12 protein-coding genes and 1 tRNA gene are annotated in these 18136 nt (G+C 74.0%); 5 read left to right on the top strand and 8 right to left on the bottom strand.

What is annotated here, in order from left to right:
- Positions 1 to 99: 99 nt before the first annotated feature.
- Together GOBS_RS04555 and GOBS_RS04550 are read left to right on the top strand one after the other, a co-directional pair.
- Positions 100 to 774, top strand: coding sequence for a 4'-phosphopantetheinyl transferase family protein (locus tag GOBS_RS04555; RefSeq protein ID WP_012947120.1), 675 nt, complete (start codon positions 100 to 102; stop codon positions 772 to 774).
- Positions 771 to 3686: an acetoacetate--CoA ligase gene (locus tag GOBS_RS04550; protein WP_012947119.1), complete on the top strand. Its 2916-nt coding sequence runs from the start codon at positions 771 to 773 to the stop codon at positions 3684 to 3686. Before GOBS_RS04555 ends, GOBS_RS04550 begins: the two co-directional genes overlap by 4 nt.
- Positions 3687 to 3838: 152 nt before the next feature.
- On the opposite strand, the gene mfd is transcribed toward GOBS_RS04550, so the two are convergent.
- The 3 genes from mfd to GOBS_RS04535 form a co-directional block, all read right to left on the bottom strand.
- Positions 3839 to 7378, bottom strand: a complete 3540-nt coding sequence (gene mfd / locus GOBS_RS04545; protein WP_012947118.1) for a transcription-repair coupling factor — start codon at positions 7376 to 7378, stop codon at positions 3839 to 3841.
- A gap of 1192 nt (positions 7379 to 8570) precedes the next feature.
- A complete protein-coding gene (gene pth, locus GOBS_RS04540) occupies positions 8571 to 9158 on the bottom strand; it encodes an aminoacyl-tRNA hydrolase (protein WP_012947117.1) in 588 nt (195 codons plus the stop codon).
- A gap of 62 nt (positions 9159 to 9220) precedes the next feature.
- Positions 9221 to 9925: a 50S ribosomal protein L25/general stress protein Ctc gene (locus GOBS_RS04535; RefSeq protein ID WP_012947116.1), complete on the bottom strand. Its 705-nt coding sequence runs from the start codon at positions 9923 to 9925 to the stop codon at positions 9221 to 9223.
- A 280-nt stretch (positions 9926 to 10205) separates the two neighbouring features.
- On the opposite strand from GOBS_RS04535, the gene GOBS_RS04530 reads away from it, so the two are divergent.
- Positions 10206 to 11525, top strand: a complete 1320-nt coding sequence (locus GOBS_RS04530) for a UDP-glucose dehydrogenase family protein (protein ID WP_012947115.1) — start codon at positions 10206 to 10208, stop codon at positions 11523 to 11525.
- A gap of 88 nt (positions 11526 to 11613) precedes the next feature.
- Here the strand turns inward: GOBS_RS04530 and GOBS_RS04525 are convergent, their stop codons facing one another.
- The 3 genes from GOBS_RS04525 to GOBS_RS04515 all read right to left on the bottom strand — a co-directional run bounded on the left by GOBS_RS04525 (position 11614) and on the right by GOBS_RS04515 (position 14243).
- Entirely contained in the window at positions 11614 to 12594 is a 981-nt protein-coding gene (locus tag GOBS_RS04525) for a ribose-phosphate diphosphokinase (RefSeq protein WP_012947114.1), read from the bottom strand.
- A gap of 48 nt (positions 12595 to 12642) precedes the next feature.
- Positions 12643 to 14139 carry a bifunctional UDP-N-acetylglucosamine diphosphorylase/glucosamine-1-phosphate N-acetyltransferase GlmU gene (gene glmU, locus GOBS_RS04520; RefSeq protein ID WP_012947113.1) on the bottom strand — a complete coding sequence of 499 codons (1497 nt, stop codon included), beginning with the start codon at positions 14137 to 14139 and terminating at the stop codon, positions 12643 to 12645.
- A gap of 31 nt (positions 14140 to 14170) precedes the next feature.
- Positions 14171 to 14243 (bottom strand) — tRNA-Gln (locus tag GOBS_RS04515).
- A gap of 175 nt (positions 14244 to 14418) precedes the next feature.
- Here GOBS_RS04515 and GOBS_RS04510 point away from each other — a divergent pair.
- Both GOBS_RS04510 and GOBS_RS04505 read left to right on the top strand, forming a co-directional pair.
- Positions 14419 to 15408: an acyl-CoA desaturase gene (locus tag GOBS_RS04510; RefSeq protein WP_012947112.1), complete on the top strand. Its 990-nt coding sequence runs from the start codon at positions 14419 to 14421 to the stop codon at positions 15406 to 15408.
- A 74-nt stretch (positions 15409 to 15482) separates the two neighbouring features.
- Complete coding sequence (locus GOBS_RS04505; RefSeq protein WP_012947111.1) at positions 15483 to 16106, top strand: TetR/AcrR family transcriptional regulator; 624 nt, start codon at positions 15483 to 15485, stop codon at positions 16104 to 16106.
- Between the two features lie 196 nt (positions 16107 to 16302).
- Here the strand turns inward: GOBS_RS04505 and GOBS_RS04500 are convergent, their stop codons facing one another.
- Both GOBS_RS04500 and rsmA read right to left on the bottom strand, forming a co-directional pair.
- Positions 16303 to 17268, bottom strand: a complete 966-nt coding sequence (locus GOBS_RS04500) for a 4-(cytidine 5'-diphospho)-2-C-methyl-D-erythritol kinase (protein ID WP_012947110.1) — start codon at positions 17266 to 17268, stop codon at positions 16303 to 16305.
- Complete coding sequence (rsmA, locus tag GOBS_RS04495; protein ID WP_012947109.1) at positions 17265 to 18131, bottom strand: 16S rRNA (adenine(1518)-N(6)/adenine(1519)-N(6))-dimethyltransferase RsmA; 867 nt, start codon at positions 18129 to 18131, stop codon at positions 17265 to 17267. Before rsmA ends, GOBS_RS04500 begins: the two co-directional genes overlap by 4 nt.
- Positions 18132 to 18136: the final 5 nt, after the last annotated feature.

The following is an 18136-nucleotide window of genomic DNA, read 5'->3' as shown; positions in this document are numbered from 1 at the left end:
AACGCACCCCGCACCCACCGGGGTGGCGGCGGTCCCCCGCTTGGGGGGTTCCGCGCCGGAGGGGTTCCGTTGCCCCCGACCCGCTGTCACCGTCGCCGCATGCCCTCGACTGCCAGAGCTGTCACCTGCGCGGATGCCCCAGGGGCCGGCGCTGACGTCGCCGTCCGGCTGGTCGACCTGGGCGCGGACGACGAGGCGACGGCCCGGGCGGCGAGCGTCCTCACGCCGGCCGAGCTGGCCCGCGCGCGGCGCGGCGCGCCCGCCGTCCACCGCCGCCGCGTGCTCGTCCGGGCCGCTCTGCGGGTTGCCCTGGCCGCCGAGCTCGGGGAGGCCCCCGGCGCGGTCCCCCTCCGCACCGCCCCATCCGGCCGTCCCGTGGTGGGGGTGTCCGGTCTCCACGTCAGCTGCTCGGCCAGCGGTGTCCTGGGCCTGGTCGCCGTGGGCCGCGACTGCCGCATCGGGGTCGACCTCGAGCAGGTGACACCGTGGACGCCGGACGTCCTCGGCGAGGGCTGGCTCAGCCCCATCGAGCAGCGCGCTCTCGCCCGGCTCCCGGCGACGGCCCGCGCCGTCGCCACCACGCGGGCGTGGACGCAGAAGGAGGCCGTCCTCAAGGCCCGCGGCACCGGCCTGCTCGAGGACCCCCGCACCGTGGTGCCGCCCATCGGGCAGCAGGCCGGCACGGTGGCCGGCTGGTCGGTCCGCGACGTGCCGGTACCGGACGGATGGGTGGCCAGCCTGGCGGTCGCCGCGAACGAGGAGACACCTCGATGACGCTCGCTCCCACGGTTCCGCAGCTCGCCGGGTTCCGCGCCCGCTGCGAGGAGGTGGCCGGCGCCGACCTGCCCACCCCCGGCGCGCTGCACGCCTTCTCCGTGGAGCAGCCCGACCAGTTCTGGCGGACGCTGCTGGAGTGGTCGGAGCTGCCCTGGTCCGGCTCGGCCGACGTCGTCCTGACCGAGGGGGACGTCGAGACCGCCCGCTTCTTCCCCGACGTCCGGCTCAACTACGCCGAGGCGCTGCTGCGGCCGCTGCCCGGCGTGGACGACGACGCGCCGGCGATCACCGCGGTGCACGCCGGCCGCCCGGCGGAGCGGCTCAGCCGCGGGCGGCTGCGGGCCGAGGTTCAGCGGACCGCCACCGTCCTGGCCGGGCTCGGCCTGCGCGAGGGCGACCGCGTGGTGCTCGTCGCGCCCAACACCGCGCGGACCGTGGTCCTGACGCTCGCCGCCGCGGCGCTCGGCGCAGCGGTCGCCACCGCGGTTCCCGACATGGGTGCCGCCGCGCTGCTCGGTCGTTTCGAGCAGGTGGAGCCGGCGCTGCTGGTCCTCGACCGCGCGGGGATGGCCGACGACACCGTTTCTGTGCTGGTGGCCGGGCTGCCCACCGTGCGCCGGCTGCTGGTCCTCGACGACCGGCCCCTGCCGGTGGCCGAGGTCCCGGTCGACCGGCTGTCCGACCTCGACGGGCCGACCGAGCCGGAACCGGTCTGGAAGCGCCGCCCGTTCGACACCCCGCTGTTCGTGATGTTCTCCTCGGGCACCACGGGACCGCCGAAGGCCATGGTCCACGGCGCCGGCGGCACGCTCCTGGAGCACGTCAAGGAGCACCGCCTGCACGGCGACCTGAGCCCTGCGGACACGCTCTACTTCCACACCACCACCGCCTGGATGATGTGGAACTGGCAGTTGTCCGCCCTCGCCGTCGGTGCGCACGTCATCCTCTACGACGGTCCGGTCAGCGGGCCGGAGACGCTGTGGCAGCTCGTCGCCGACCACGGGGTGACCGTCTTCGGCACCAGTCCCGCGTACCTGCAGCTGTGCCAGGACGGCGCCTACCGCCCCGCCGGCGCCGTCGACCTGAGCCGGCTGCGCGCCGTCCTCTCGACCGGGGCGGTGCTGCACGACTGGCAGTTCGACTGGCTGGCCGAGGCGGTCGGCCCCCTGCCGGTGCAGTCGGTCTCCGGGGGCACGGACATCATCGGCTGCTTCGTCCTGGGCTCCCCCGAGCTGCCCGTCCGTCGCGGCCGGTGCCAGGTCCGCAGCCTGGGACTGGACGTCGCCGCGGTGGACGAGGAGGGCCGCGAGGTGATCGGGGCGGTCGGTGAGCTGGTGTGCCGGCGACCGTTCCCGTCCCGCCCGGTCGGCTTCCTGCGCGACCCCGACGGCGCCCGGTTCCACGCCTCCTACTTCGCCGCCCACCCCGGCACGTGGACCCACGGGGACCTCGTCGACTTCGACCCCGACGGGTCGGCGCGGCTGCACGGCCGCTCGGACGGTGTCCTGAACGTCGACGGACTGCGGATCGGGCCCAGCGAGGTCTACGCTGCGCTGCGCGGCGTCCCGGAGGTCGCCGACGCGATGGCGGTCGAGCAGCGCGACCCCGACCGCCCGGGCTCCTCCCGCATGGTGCTGCTGGTCGTGCTGCGGGCGGGTGCCCGGTTCGACGACGACCTGGCCCGCGGGATCCGTCGGACGCTGCGGCAGGAGGCCTCCGCGGCGCACGTGCCCTCGGTGGTCGTCGCCGTCCCCGAGCTGCCGCTCACCCACAACGGCAAGCGCTCGGAGCGCGCGGCCCGGGACGCGGTGAACGGCGACCCCGTCCTCAACGCCGCGGCCCTGCGCAACCCACAGTGCCTCGAGGCGATCCGGGCGGCCGTACGGGCGCCGGACCCGGACGTCGCGGCGCCGGTCCGCACCGGCCCCGGCACCCCCGACCCGGCTGTCCTGGAGGACCTCCGTCCCCTCTGGCGCGACGTCCTGCACGGGACCGAGACCGGACCGGAGGACGACTTCTTCGACTCGGGTGGCACGTCCCGCCAGGTGATGAGCCTGCTGCGGAGGGTCCGGCTCGACCTCGGCGTCGACGTCCCCCTGCCGGAGTTCCTCACCGAGCCGACCCTCGCGGGGCTGACCCGCGCCGTCTGCCGGGCTCGCTCGGCCGCCGCCCCGGAGGTGCCGCTGCTGCGTGCCGGGCGCGGTCGGCCGGTGTTCGTCCTCGGTGACGCGTGGGGGCAGCTGAACTCCTACGCCGGGCTGGTGCAGCACCTGGAGACCGAGCGCCCGATCCACGGGATCCAGGTGCCCCTGACGCACGAGGGGCGCCGGCGGACGGTCGTCGAGGTCGCCGAGGACGCCGTGGCACGGCTGCGGCTGGTGCAGCCGGCGGGTCCGTACAGCCTGCTGGGCTACTCCTTCGGCGGCCTCGTGGCCTACGCGATGGCGACCGCGCTGCAGGCAGCGGGCGAACCCGTCGGCTACCTGGGCCTGATCGACGTCCTGCCCCCGCTGGCCGCCCTCACCCCGGCGGAGGCGCGCGCCCGACGGTGGGTCGGCCGCGTGGAGACCGTCCTGTCCGGCGAGGGTCGCGCCGCGCTGACCCGGCGGCTGGGGCTCCCGGCCCGCCGTGAGTCCGCGGCGACGGAGGACGAGTTCTTCCAGGGGTCCTACGAGACGGCCAACTGCTGGCGGCCCGTGCCCTACGCCGGTGCGGTCACCTACTACCTCGCCGAGGACCGCCCACCGCTCGTGGGCAACTCGCTGGCCGCCTGGCGCCGGGTGGCTCCGCACCTGCTGGTCACCGAGGTGCCCGGCCACCACGGGGACCACAACGACGGCCGCCCGAGCGTCCTCAGCGCGCGGTTCGTCGGCTCACTGGCCGCGCGCGTCTCCGCGACGCTGCGATGAGGAAGGACCCGTCCTCGCCACCCCTCGTAGCAGGGCCCCCTGCCCCCACCTCTCGCGAGCTCGCGGCGGGCCCCTGCGGGGGGGGGGGGGCCGGTGACCCGGGACGGGGCACTCCTCGCTGAGGCCGCCGGCCCCCACTCGTCCTGACGACTTCAGGCGGCGACGGGCTGCTCGAGGAGGGCGGCCAGCAGCGACCGCAGATGGTCCAGCAGCGCCACGTCCCGCAGCGGCGTCCGCCGGTCCGGGCCGACCGGCACCTTGAGCGAGATGGTGTCGACGGCGGCCTTGTAGGTGGCGCCGTCGGCCAGCCGGGCCAGCCGCATCTGCTTGGACTCCGCCAGCGGGACGGGTGAGATCCGGATCGCCCGGCCCTGCATCGACACCTCGGTGATCCCCCACTGCCGGACGGCGGCCCGGAAGCGGGCCACCGCGAGCAGGTTGAGCACCGGGGCCGGCGGGGTGCCGTAGCGGTCGGTGAGCTCGTCGAGCACCGCCTGCGCCTGCTCGTCGGACTGCACCGAGGCGACCTTGCGGTAGGCCTCCATCCGCAGCCGCTCCCCGGGCACGTAGTCGTGCGGCAGATGGGCGTCGACCGGCAGGTCCACCCGGACGTCGGCCGGCTCGGCCGGCGGCTCCTCGCCGTTGAGCTGCGCCCGGTAGTCGGTGACCGCCTCGCCGACCAGCCGCACGTACAGGTCGAACCCGACGCCGGCGATGTGCCCGGACTGCTCGCCGCCGAGCAGGTTGCCCGAGCCGCGGATCTCCAGGTCCTTCATCGCCACCGCCATGCCGGCGCCGAGGTCGGTGTTGTGCGCGATGGTGGTCAGCCGGTCGACCGAGGTCTCGGTGAGCGGCCGGCTGGGGTCGTAGGTGAAGTACGCGTACGCCCGCTCCCGGCCCCGGCCGACCCGCCCGCGGATCTGGTGCAGCTGGGAGAGTCCGAAGGTGTCGGCCCGGTCGACGATCAGTGTGTTGGCGTTGGGGATGTCCAGGCCGGACTCGACGATCGTCGTCGCGACCAGGACGTCGTACTCCTTCTCCCAGAAGCCGACCATGATCCGCTCGAGCTCGTGCTCCCTCATCTGCCCGTGGCCGACCGCCACCCGGGCCTCGGGCACCAGGTTGCGGATCTTGGCCGCGGCCTTGTCGATCGACTGCACCCGGTTGTGGATGACGAAGACCTGGCCGTCGCGGAGCAGCTCGCGGCGGATGGCGGCGGCCATCTGCTTGTCGTCCCAGGCACCGACGTAGGTCAGCACCGGGTGCCGCTCCTCCGGCGGCGTGAGGATCGTCGACATCTCGCGGATGCCGGTCAGCGACATCTCCAGGGTGCGCGGGATCGGGGTGGCCGACATCGACAGGACGTCGACCGCCGTCCGCATCGTCTTTAGGTACTCCTTGTGCTCGACGCCGAACCGCTGCTCCTCGTCGACGATCACCAGCCCGAGGTCCTTGAACCGGGTGGTCGGCTGCAGCAGCCGGTGGGTGCCCACGAGGACGTCGATCTCGCCGTCGGCCAGTCGGCGCAGGATCTCCCGCGACTCGGCCTCCGACTGGAACCGGGACAGCACCTGCACGGTCACCGGGAACTGCGCGAAGCGCTCGGAGAAGGTCTTGAAGTGCTGGTTGGCCAGCAGCGTCGTCGGCACCAGGACGGCGACCTGCTTGCCGTCCTGCACCGCCTTGAAGGCCGCCCGCACGGCGATCTCGGTCTTCCCGTAGCCGACGTCGCCGCAGATGATCCGGTCCATCGGGACCGGGTGCTGCATGTCGGTCTTGACCTCGTCGATCGCGGCCAGCTGGTCGGGCGTCTCCTGGAACGGGAAGGCGTCCTCGAGCTCGCGCTGCCAGACGGTGTCCGGGCCGTAGGCGTGTCCCCTGGTCGCCATCCGCGCCGAGTACAGCCGGATGAGCTCCGCGGCGATCTGCTTGACCGCCCTGCGCGCCTGGCCCTTGGTCTTCTGCCAGTCCGCGCCGCCGAGCTTGGACAGCGCCGGGGCCTCGCCGCCGACGTAGCGGGTCAGCTGGTCGAGGGCGTCGGTGGGCACGAAGAGCCGGTCCGGCGGCTGGTTCCGCTTCGACGGCGCGTACTCGACGATCAGGTAGTCGCGCTGCCCGCCGTTGACGGTGCGGCTGACCATCTCGATGTAGCGGCCGATGCCGTGGTGCTCGTGGACGACGAGGTCGCCGGGCTGCAGCTGCACCAGGTCGACGGCGTTGCGCCGGCGCGCGGGCATCTTCACCGCGTCGCGCATCGAGGTGCCGCGCTGCCCGGTGAGGTCGTGCTCGGTGAGCAGCGCCAGCCCCACACCCGGGAGGGCGAAGCCGGTCTCCAGGCTGCCCTGGGTGACGTGGGTCAGCCGCGGGTCCGGCGCGCCGGCGATGTCGGGCACCAGCCGGGTGCCGAGGTCGGCCTCGGTGAACTGGTCGGCGGCGCGCTGGGCGGGGCCGGGACCGGCGAAGGTCACCACGACCCGCCAGCCCTGCCGGGACCAGTCGCGCAGCTGCTCGATGGCACGCGGGACGTCGCCGGAGAAGCGCTCGACGGTCGTGGCGTCGAGGGTGACGTGGGTGTCGTCCTCCTCGGCCGCGAGCGTGAACGCGCCCGTCGTCCACCACGGCAGACCGCGGCCGCGCGCGGCGGCCTCGATCTCCGCCAGGGCGCGGAAGGACGACGCACCGAGGTCGATGGGCGCCTCGCCGGCCTCGGCGGCGGTCGCCCAGGAGGCGGCGAGGAACTCCTCGGCGGTGCGCACCAGGTCCGCGGCACGGCTGCGCACCCGCTCGGGGTCGCAGACCAGCACGTGCGTGCCGGCCGGCACCAGGTCGGTGAGCAGCTGCATGTGCGCGTCCCCGATGAGCGCCGGGGTCAGCGACTCCATGCCCTCGACGGCGATCCCCTCGGCGAGCCTGCCGAGGATCTCCAGCAGCCCGGGGTGCTCGGCGGCCAGCGCGGCCGCCCGCTCCCGGACCTGGTCGGTGAGCAGCAGCTCGCGGCACGGCGGCGCCCACAGCCGCTCCGGGCGCTCGTCGAGCGAGCGCTGGTCGGCGGCGGAGAAGTAGCGCAGCTCGTCGACCTCGTCGCCCCAGAACTCGACGCGGACCGGGTGCGGCTCGGTGGGCGGGAAGACGTCGAGCAGGCCGCCGCGGACGGCGAACTCGCCGCGCTTCTCGACCAGCTCCACGCGGGTGTAGGCAGCGTCAGCGAGCGCGCGGGCGACGTCGTCGAGCTCGGCGGTGTCCCCGGGCCGCAGCTCGACCGGGACGAGGTCGCCCAGGCCCGGGGCCAGCGGCTGCAGCACGCTGCGCACCGGCGCGACCAGGACGTCGATCGTGCCGTTGGCGCCGGGATGGGTCAGGTCGCGCAGCACCGCTAGCCGCCGGCCGACGGTGTCCGCGCGCGGGGAGAGCCGCTCGTGCGGCAGCGTCTCCCAGGCCGGGAAGACCTCGGTGCGCCGGTCGGGCAGGAAGCAGCGCAGCTGGTCGGCGACCGCGTCGGCGTCCCGCTCCCCCGCCGTCACGACGAGGACGGGCACGCCGGCGCCGCCCCGCGCCGTGGAGAGAGCCGTGGCGACCAGCGGCTGCACGGACGGCGGCGCGGTGACCGCCAGCTCCGCGTTCCCCGCGGCGGCCACGACGCGGGCCATCCCGGGGTCGGTGAGGACGACGTCGAGCACGCCGCGGAGGGTCACGAAGAGGTCTCCTGGGGTCGGGGGGCCACGCACGGCGCGCCGGGTGCGCGGGGGGCCGGACCTCCAGGTTAGTCCCGGAGCAGCGACCCCGCCGGGTTCGGATCGGCGTCCGTGGGCGCAATCCACAGGCCCATGACTTCGGCGGGGCTGGCCTGGAGCAGATCACTTCGAGTGAGGCCCGTCAGGTGGACTTGAGCTCCGACCGTGACAAGTCCGAAGAAGTCAACGTGCTTATGACACGGAGAGAGGGCCCAACAAGGCGACGCACGGGTATGCGGGGTTCAGTGGTCATCACGGCCGTCGCCACAACCCTCGGCATTGCGGGATGTGCTCTCAACGGCTTGGACGGCTACGGGGTAGCACGCAGCCCGGAGGCTGGGCCACCCGCGGCGTCCCTGGAAGGGGGCGCACCCTCCTCCGCAGGAACCGAAGCCGGCCCCGCTCACCAAAGTGAGTGGGCTTTACTGGTCGATGAGCACTTCGATGTAACGGCCGAGTTGGGCCACTTCGCCGACTTGTATCCGAATTGGGCCTCCTACGACAGCTTCTTCGACACCCGTGGCTTCGGTGTCTATGACAGCGACCGCGTTGTATCGGTGCGGGACGGCATCCTCACACAGCACTTGAGAGCACCCTCATCCGGTCCTGCGGCGGTGGTGTCCATCACCCCCCCCCACCGCACGTCCAGACCTACGGACGCTACGAGGTGCGCTTCAGGGCGGATGAAGTTCCTGGATACAAGATCGCCTGGCTTCTGTGGCCTCACGATGACAACTGGACCAACGGCGAGCTCAATTTCCCGGAAGTGTGGCTGCATCAAGGGCAGACGATTGAGGGCTTCTCGCACGAGATAGGAAACCCGATGTCAACGCATTCGTCGTCGATACCGGACAGCCTTTCGACACCTGGCACACAGCGGTCATCGAGTGGCGCCCCCAGTCCTTGACCTTCTCGTTGGACGGTGCCACATACCGGACAACGGACCCCCACGCCATCCCGAGTGTCCCGATGTTCTGGTCGCTGCAGACGGAGGCGTCCTGGCGACCTGCCCCTGGGACGTCAGGAAACGTCCAGATCGACTACGTACGCGCTTGGTCTTACGTCCCATCGGGGGCTAGTGAAGGAGAAGGCCTGGACCCATGAGAGTGCAGACCCTGGAGATGGCACGACGACTCGCCCACCCGTGGCGGGGTCAGGTGCGCGGGTGGACGACGTTCTGTGCGGCCTCGAGGCCCAGCGCCAGGAGCTCCTCGGTGGCGTCGGCGGCCTCGGCGACGAGCAGGTCCAGTTCCTTGCGCTCGGTGGCCGAGAAGTCCTTGAGGACGAAGTCCGCGGGGTCCTGCCGGCCGGGCGGGCGGCCGATGCCGACGCGCACCCGGAGGTAGTCCTTGGTCCCGGTGGACCGGGTGATCGACCGCAGCCCGTTGTGCCCGCCCTCGCCGCCGCCGCGCTTCAGCCGCACGCCGGCGAAGGGGATGTCGAGCTCGTCGTGCAGCACGACGAGGTCCGTGGGCGGGATGGAGTGGTAGTCGAGCAGGCCGCGCACCGGGCCGCCGGACTCGTTCATGTAGCTCGTGGGGCGGGCCAGCACGACGCGGCGGCCGGCCAGGCGGCCCTCACCGATCAGCGTCCGTGCCCGCTTGCCCTTGCCCGGGGAGAGCTTCACCCCGGCGCGGGCGGCCAGCTCGTCGAGCACCATCGCGCCGACGTTGTGCCGGTTGCCGGCGTAGGACGGGCCGGGGTTGCCCAGCCCGACGACGAGGAAGGGACCCTCGGACACGGCCGCAGGGGCGCCGGCATCGCCGGCGCCCCTGCGGGTGGTGTTCTCGGTCAGCGGGGACCTCAGCCCTTCTCGGCCGAGTCCATCGACTCCCCGCTGCCCTGGTCCACGGGCTCGCCGACGACGTCGCCCTGGCCGACACCCTCCTCGGCCGGCGCGGACTCCTCGCGCTCGATGCCGGCCTCGGCCTCGGCCTCGGCGAGCTCGGCCTCGAGGGCCTCGGCGGTCGGGGCACCCAGGAAGCCGATTACCAGGGCCTCGGGGTCGGTGATCAGCGTCGAGCCCCGCGGCAGCACGATGTCACCGGCGGTGATGTTCTGACCGGCGGTCCGGCCGGTCACGTCGACCTCGATGGTGTCGGGCAGGTTGGTGGCGTCCGCCTCGATCGAGACGGTGTTCAGCTGGTGGTTCGGGATGGCGTCGATGCCCGGCTCGCCCACGACGACGATCGGCACGTCGACGGTGGTCCGCTCGCCGCGGCGCACCAGGAGCAGGTCGACGTGCTCGTGGACACGGGTCAGCGGGTCGCGCTGGACGGCCTTGGTGAGCGCCAGCTGCTCCTCGCCGTCGAGGACGACGGTGATCAGGGCGTTGCTGCCGCCGTTGCGCAGCGCCGCGGCGAACTCGCGCGCCGGCAGGGACAGGTGCACGACGTCCTGGCCGTGCCCGTAGAGGACGGCGGGGATGCGGCCGGCCCGGCGGGTGCGGCGGGCGCTGCCCTTGCCGAACTCGGTGCGGGCCTCGGCGACGAGGCGGAAGTCAGCCACGGTGGTGTGCTCCTCGGGGAGGTGGATCCGGGTCGGTGGCCAGCGCACGGCGCGGCACGCCCGTCGAGGGGCTCTACCCCCAGGAGCGTGGCACGTCGATCACGGAGTACGGACGGGACCGTCTCCCTCGCCGGGCAACGGTCCCACTGTACGTCAGCCGCCGCGGCGACCCGGGGATCACCCCTTGGAGGCGGACCACCTGGCTGGGCGGTCGCGGCGGCACCTACCGTCCGACGAGCGGCCGGGGACCACCGTGCCGGTCGAGGAGTCGGGGGACGGCATGCGGGTCTCGGTCGTGGGTTGTGGTTACCTGGGCGCGGTGCACGCGGCGTCGATGGCCGAGCTGGGTCACGAGGTGGTCGGGATCGACGTCGACGAGCGCAAGGTCGCGGCGCTGAACGAGGCCCGGGCACCGTTCTTCGAGCCGGGTTTCGAAGACCTGCTGGCCCGCACGCTGGCCACCGGCCGGCTGCGGTTCAGCACCGACGTCGCCGACGCCGCCGGCGCGGCAGTGCACTTCGTGTGCGTGGGCACGCCGCAGAAGCGCGGGGAGTACGCCGCCGATCTGCGCTACGTACAGGCCGCGGTGGAGTCGCTGCTGGGCGTGCTGGCGCCCGGTGAGCTGGTCGTGGGCAAGTCCACGGTGCCGGTCGGCACCGCGGCCCGCCTCGCCGAGCTGGTGGCGCACAAGGTGCCGGGGGCCATGCTGGCGTGGAACCCGAAGTTCCTGCGCGAGGGGTTCGCCGTCCAGGACACCCTGCACCCCAACCGCCTCGTCTACGGCCTGCCCGCCGACCAGGACCGCGAGACCGCGGAGCGGATGCTCGACGAGGTCTACGCCGAGATCGTGACCCGCCAGACTCCCAAGGTGGTCACCGACTACGCCACCGCGGAGATGGTGAAGACCGCGGCCAACTCCTTCCTGGCCACGAAGATCAGCTTCATCAACGCGATGGCCGAGCTGTGCGAGGCCACCGGCGCCGACGTCAAGCTGCTGGCCGACGCGATCGGCTACGACGACCGGATCGGCCGGAAGTTCCTCAACGCCGGACTCGGCTTCGGCGGCGGCTGCCTGCCCAAGGACATCCGGGCGTTCATGGCCCGCGTCGGGGAGCTGGGTGCCGATCAGGCGCTGACGTTCCTGCGCGAGGTCGACAACATCAACATGCGCCGCCGGATCCGGATGGTGGAGCTGGCCCGCGAGGTCTGCGACGGGTCGCTGCTCGGCAAGCACATCGCGGTGCTGGGGGCAGCCTTCAAGCCCGACTCCGACGACATCCGCGACTCCCCGGCGCTCAACGTCGCCGCCCAGCTGCAGCTGCAGGGCGCGGTGGTGTGCGTCACCGATCCGGCCGCGGTCGACAACGCCCGCCGCCAGTGGCCCCAGCTTGATTACGCGCCCACCGCCGAGCAAGCCGCGGCAGGCGCCGACGCCGTCCTGGTGCTCACCGAGTGGCGCCAGTACCGCCAGCTGGACCCGGTCGCCTTCGGGCAGATCGTGGCCGGCAAGCGGGTGCTCGACGGCCGCAACGCCCTGGACCGCGAGGCCTGGACCGCCGCGGGGTGGACCTACCGAGCCCTCGGTCGCCGCGCCGGCTGAGGAAGGACCCTCCGCCCCCACCCTTCGCAAGCCCGCGGCGGCACCCTGCGGAGGGGCCGTCAGTCGGCCGGCGGACGGGCTCCTCCTCCTAGCTCGCGCCGCCGAAGAGGCTCGTCACCGAGCCGTCCTCGAAGACCTCCTTGATCGCCCGGGCGAGCAGCGGGGCGATGGAGAGCACGGTGAGCTTGTCGAATTGGCGGGCCGGCTCGATGGGCAGCGTGTTGGTCACGATGACCTCGCTGACGCGGCTGTTCTTCAGCCGGTCGACCGCCGGGCCGGAGAGGACGCCGTGGGTGGCGCAGACGATGACGTCGGCGGCACCGGCGTCGAACAGGGTCTCCGCGGCCTTCACGATGGTGCCGCCGGTGTCGATCATGTCGTCGACCAGGATGCAGACCCGGCCCTCCACCTCGCCGACGACGCGGTTGGCGACCACCTCGTTGGGCTTCATCGGGTCGCGGGTCTTGTGGATGAAGGCCAGCGGGACACCGCCGAGCTTGTCGCTCCACCGCTCGGAGACGCGCACCCGCCCGGAGTCCGGGGACACCACGGTGATCTCGCGGTCGCCCCAGCGCTCCTTGACGTGCTCGACCAGCAGGTCGAGGGCGAAGAGGTGGTCGACCGGGCCGTCGAAGAAGCCCTGGATCTGCGCGGTGTGCAGGTCGACGGTCATCAGCCGGTCGGCGCCGGCGGTCTTGAACATGTCGGCGACCAGGCGGGCGGAGATGGGCTCGCGGCCGCGGTGCTTCTTGTCCTGCCGGGCGTAGGGGAAGAACGGGGCGACGACGGTGATCCGCTTGGCCGACGCGCGCTTGGCGGCGTCGACCATGAGCAGCTGCTCCATGAGCCAGGTGTTGATCGGCGCGGTGTGGCTCTGCACGATGAACGCGTCGCAGCCGCGGACGGACTCCTCGAAGCGGACGAAGAGCTCGCCGTTGGCGAACTCGTAGGACGCGGTGGGCGTCGGCGTCACGCCGAGGTGCCCGGCGATCTCGTCGGCCAGCTCGGGGTGGGCCCGGCCGGAGAAGAGCATCAGGCTCTTGCTGGTCGCCTGCCGGATCGCGCTCATCGGCTCGTCCACCCCTGCTCGTCGCGTCGGTCGGGCGGCCGGCGGGCCCTACTCGGACGCCTCCGCGCGAGTGTCGACCGCCGCCTCGGCCCCTGCATCCCCAGCCGCCTCGGCGGCCTGCGCGGCAGCCGTCCCGGGACGGCGCCGCTTCACCCAGCCTGCCACATTGCGCTGACGCGCCCGCGCGACGCCCATCGCCCCCGGGGGGACGTCGGTGGTGATCACCGAGCCGGCCGCGGTGTAGGCGCCGTCCCCGACGGTGACCGGCGCCACGAGCATGGTGTCCGAACCGATGCGGACGTGGTCCCCGACCTCGGTGTGGTGCTTCTCGACGCCGTCGTAGTTCACGAACACCGTCGCCGCCCCGATGTTCGAGCTGCGGCCGATGGTGGCGTCCCCGACGTAGGACAGGTGCGGCACCTTGGAGCCCTCGCCGAGCTGCACGTTCTTGGTCTCGACGAAGGCCCCGACCTTGGTCCCGGCGGACAGCCGCGAGCCCGGACGCAGGTAGCTGAACGGTCCGACGTCCGCGCGGGGGCCGACGACCGCGCCGAGGACGTGCGAGCGCACCACGCTCGCCCCCTCCTCGACGGTGGTGTCGACGAGCGTGGTGTCCGGCCCCACGACGGCGCCGGGGGCGACCGACGTCGTCCCCCGGAGGTGGACGCCGGGCTCGAGCAGCGCGTCGGGCGCGACGGTGACGGTGACGTCGACCCAGGTGGTGGCCGGGTCGACGACGGTGACGCCGGAGCGCATCAGCTCGTCGAGGACGCGGTCGTTGAGGACGCGGCGCCGGGCGGCGAGCTCCCGGCGGTCGTTGCAGCCGAGCACGTCGACGGGGTCCTCGGCGGGGACGCCGGCGACCGGGGCACCCTCGGCGACGAGCAGCCCGAGGACGTCGGTGAGGTACTGCTCGCCCTGGTCGTTGTCCTCGCGCAGCGAGCCCAGCGCCCGGCGCAGCGCGCCGGCCTCGCCGACGTAGACGCCGGCGTTGACCTCGCGGATGGCGCGCTGCTCGGGGGTGGCGTCGCGCTGCTCGACGATGGCCTGCACCGCGCCGTCGCCGACCCGCACGATCCGGCCCAGGCCGGTCGGGTCGTCGACCTCGGCGGTGAGCACGGTGAGCACGGCGCCCGCGGCGCGGTGGGCCTCGACCAGCGCCGTCACCGTCTCCGGGCGCAGCAGCGGGGCGTCGCCGTTGACCAGCAGGACCGGCCCCTCGAGGTCGGGGACGGCGGCCAGCGCGACAGCCGCGGCGTGCCCGGACCCGCGCTGCTCCTCCTGCAGCACCGGCCGCGCGCCGGGGGCGACCTGCGCCAGGTGCTCCTCGACGGCCTCCCGGCCCGCGCCGACCACCACGAGGGTGTGCCGGGCGGCCAGCGGCGCGGTCGCGGCCAGCACGTGGCCGAGCATGCTGCGCCCACCGAGGGGGTGCAGCACCTTGGGCAGCGCGGACCTCATGCGGGTGCCCTGGCCGGCGGCGAGGACGACGACGGCGGCGATGCCGCCCTCGGGAACGGCACCCGGCTGCAGCGGTTCGGTCACGGATCTCCTCGGCCTCGGACGTCTGTCGTTGCTGGGGGACTCGGACTCGAACCGAGACTTCCCGGCTCCAAAGGCCGGCGGGCTGCCGATTACCCCATCCCCCACTGCGGGTCGCGCGGACGCCGGTCTGGCGTCCCCCGAGAGCCTAGGCGTCCGCCCTGGGGGCCACGGCGTCCCGCACCCTGTCCCGACGGGCGGGGCTCCCTACGGTGACGTAGCTTACGGTTCCGTACAGGTACGGCGGCCTCGCCGGACCGCACGACGCGACCTGGAGGCCGCTTGTCCGCTCCCGCTCCCACCCGGCCCACCGCCCCGGTCCTCCGGCCGGCCGCCCCCGATGCCGGGCTCCCGGCGAACGCCTTTGGCAAGGAGAAGGGGGTGCTGGAGCAGGTCACGCTCTACGTCTTCGTCGTCGTGCCGTTCCTCGCCCTCGCCGCCGTCGTCCCCGCCGTCTGGGGCTGGGGGCTGTCCTGGCTCGACGTCGGACTGGCCGTGGGCTTCTACTCCCTCACCCTGCTGGGGATCACCGTCGGCTACCACCGGTACTTCACCCACGGCTCGTTCAAGGCCGCCCGGCCGCTGCGGATCGCGCTGGCCGTCGTCGGCTGCATGGCCATCCAGGGACCGGTCGTGCAGTGGGTGGCCGACCACCGCCGCCACCACGCCTTCTCCGACCGCGAGGGCGACCCGCACTCCCCCTGGCGGTACGGCACCGACGCCCGCGCGCTGCTCAAGGGCATGTGGCACGCGCACCTGGGCTGGCTGTTCGACCGCCGGCAGACCAACGCCGAGCGCTACGCCCCCGACCTGCTCAAGGACACCGGCCTGCGCCGCACCAGCCGGTTGTTCACCGTGTGGGCCTTCCTCAGCCTGGCGCTGCCGGCCGTCATCGGCGGTCTGGTCACGGCGAGCTGGACCGGCGCCTGGACGGCGTTCTTCTGGGCCGGCCTGGTTCGCGTCGCGCTGCTGCACCACGTGACCTGGTCGATCAACTCGGTGTGCCACGTCGTCGGTGACCGGCCGTTCGTCTCGCGGGACCGCGCGACCAACTTCTGGCCGCTGGCGATCCTCAGCGCCGGCGAGTCCTGGCACAACCTGCACCACGCCGACCCGACCTGCGCCCGGCACGGCGTCCTGCGCGGGCAGATCGACATCAGCGCGCGGGTGATCTGGGTGTTCGAGAAGCTCGGCTGGGCGCACGGCGTCAAGTGGCCCGACCCGGTCCGGCTGGCGGCCAAGCGCCGTACCGCGGCGACGGCCGCGTCCTGAGAGACACCCCGTCCCCCTCACCCTTCGCAGGCTCAGGGCGATCCTCTGGACGGGGCCGGGGGACGACGGGCACCGTGCCCGGCGGCGCGGGCCGGCCCCGGGTGCGGATGACCGGTGCGCAGCGACGCCAGCAGCTGCTCGACGTCGGCCGGGAGGTGTTCGCCCAGCGCGGCTACGACGGCACCTCCATCGAGGAGCTCGCCGCCCGCGCCGACGTGAGCAAGCCGGTGGTCTACGAGCACTTCGGCGGCAAGGAGGGTCTCTACACCGTCGTCGTCGACCGGGAGATGCAGCGGCTGCTCGACCGCTTCACCTCCGCGCTGGCCGCCGGCGGCTCGCCGCGCGAGCTGCTGGAGCGCGCCGCCCTCGTGCTGCTGGACTACATCGAGGAGGACACCGACGGCTTCCGGGTGCTCACCCGCGACTCCCCGGTGGGCGGCTCGCCCGACGGCTACGCGTCCCTGATCGGCCAGGTCGCCCGCAAGGTCGAGCACATCCTCGGCGCGCAGTTCAGCGCCCGCGGCCAGGACCCGGCGCTGGCCGAGCTGTACAGCCAGGCGCTGGTCGGGATGGTCGCCCTGGTCGGTCAGTGGTGGCTGGAGCGCCGCTCCCCCGGCAAGGAGCAGGTCGCCGCCCACCTGGTGGACCTCGCCTACAACGGGCTGGCCCGCCTCAGGCCCCCTCCTGGCGGGCCCTGACCTGCGATGGGCTCGGGGCGGGTGGCCCCGGCGGCCCCCTCACAGGTCGAAGGACCCCGTCCTCCTCACCGCGCGCATGCTCGCGGCGAGCCTCTGGACGGGGCCGGGCCTGGACGGATCCAGGTGGGGGTGGGGGACGGCCCCGTCCAGGGCACCGCCCTGAGCCTGCGAAGGGTGGGTGGGACGGGGTCCTTCTTCAGCCGACCAGCCGGGCGCCGGGCACGGGGCCGTGCACCGCCCGCACGGTGCGGTAGACGCCCTCCCCGGCCAGCGCCGCGGTCAGCCGCACCGCGGACTCCTCGTCCTCGGCGAGGGCGGCGACGGTCGGGCCCGAACCGCTGACCACCGCCGCCGCGGCGCCGGCCCCGGTCGCGGCCCGCAGCGCCCGCCGCAGGTCCGGCCGCAGTGAGAGTGCCGGGGGCTGCAGGTCGTTGCCGAGCGCGGCGGCCAGCGCGGGCACCGGACCGCTGCGCAGCGCCGCGATCACCGGGTCGGGCGAGGACAGCTCCTCGCCGTCGGGCACCCGGCCTGCGGCCCGCAGCCGGTCCAGCTCGGCGTAGACCGCCGGCGTGGACAGCCCCTCGCCGGCGATGCCGAGCACCCAGTCCCAGCGGCGGCGGGCCAGCACCGGGGACAGCTGCTCCCCGCGGCCGGAGCCCAGCGCCACCCCGCCGAGCAGGCTGAACGGCACGTCGCTGCCCAGCCGGGCGGCCAGCGCGGTGAGCTCGCCGCGGGTGGCGTGGGTGGCCCACAGCGCGTCGAGGGCCACCAGCGCCGCGGCGGCGTCCGCGCTGCCGCCCGCCAGCCCCGCGGCGGCCGGGATCGACTTGTCGATGGTGATGGCGGCGTCGGCCGGCACCCCGGCACGCTCGGCCAGCAGCTCGGCGGCCCGCCAGACGAGGTTGCGGCGGTCGGTGGGGACGGCGTCCGGCCCGCTGCCCGTCGTCCCCTCGCCGGTGACCGTGAGCGAGAGCCCGTCGCCGGGGCGCACGGTGACCGTGTCGAACAGCGAGACGGCCAGGTAGACGGTGCGCAGCTCGTGGAAGCCGTCGGAGCGCAGCGGCCCGACCGCGAGGTGCACGTTGACCTTGGCGGGGGCGCGGGCGACGACGGCGCCGTCCCCGGCCAGCCGGCCGGGTCCGCCGGGTGAGGACCAGCTCACGCCGCGACCTCCGTCGCGGCCAGCCGCGCGAAGTCCGCGACCGACAGCTGCTCCCCGCGCGTGGTCGGGTCGATGCCGGCGGCGCGCAGCCGGGCCTCCGCCGCCGCGGGGCCGCCGGCCCAGCGGGCCAGCGCCGCGCGCAGCCCCTTGCGGCGGGTGGCGAAGGCGGCGTCGATCACGGTGAAGGTGGCGGCGCGGTCTCCGGCCGGCGGCGGACGGCGGTCGAGGGCGACCAGGCCGGAGTCGACGTTGGGCTCGGGCCAGAAGACCCGCCGGCCGACGTTCCCGGCCCGGCGAACCTCGCCGTACCAGGCGGCCTTGGCCGACGGCACGCCGTAGGCCGGCGAGCCCGGGGCCGCGGCCAGGCGCTCGGCGACCTCGGCCTGCACGAGGACCAGCGCGCGCCGCAGCGTCGGCAGCAGTTCCAGCAGGTGCAGCAGGACGGGCACCGCCACGTTGTAGGGCAGGTTGGCCACCAGCGCCGTCGGAGCACGACCGGGGACCTCCCGGATGCGCAGTGCATCGGCCTCGACGACGGTCAGCCGGTCGGCGAGCGCGGGAGCCCGCTCGGCCACCGTGCGGGGCAGCAGCGCGGCCAGCCGGGGGTCGATCTCGACGGCGGTGACGTGCGCGGCGGCGGGCAGCAGCCCCAGGGTCAGCGAGCCGAGACCGGGGCCGACCTCCAGGACGACGTCCTCGCGGGTCAGCTCGGCGGTCCGCACGATCCGCCGGATGGTGTTCGCGTCGTGCAGGAAGTTCTGACCGAGGGCCTTGGTGGGACGCAGTTCGAGCTGCTGGGCCAGGTCGCGGATCGCGGCCGGGCCCAGCAGCCCGTCGGTCTGCTCGGGTGTAGGGGTCAGCACCTGTC

Origin of the sequence: Geodermatophilus obscurus DSM 43160 (assembly GCF_000025345.1) — a bacterium.
GTDB lineage: Bacteria > Actinomycetota > Actinomycetes > Mycobacteriales > Geodermatophilaceae > Geodermatophilus > Geodermatophilus obscurus.
Note: the sequence above shows the minus strand (reverse complement) of the source record. Positions and strands in the feature narration are given on the sequence as shown.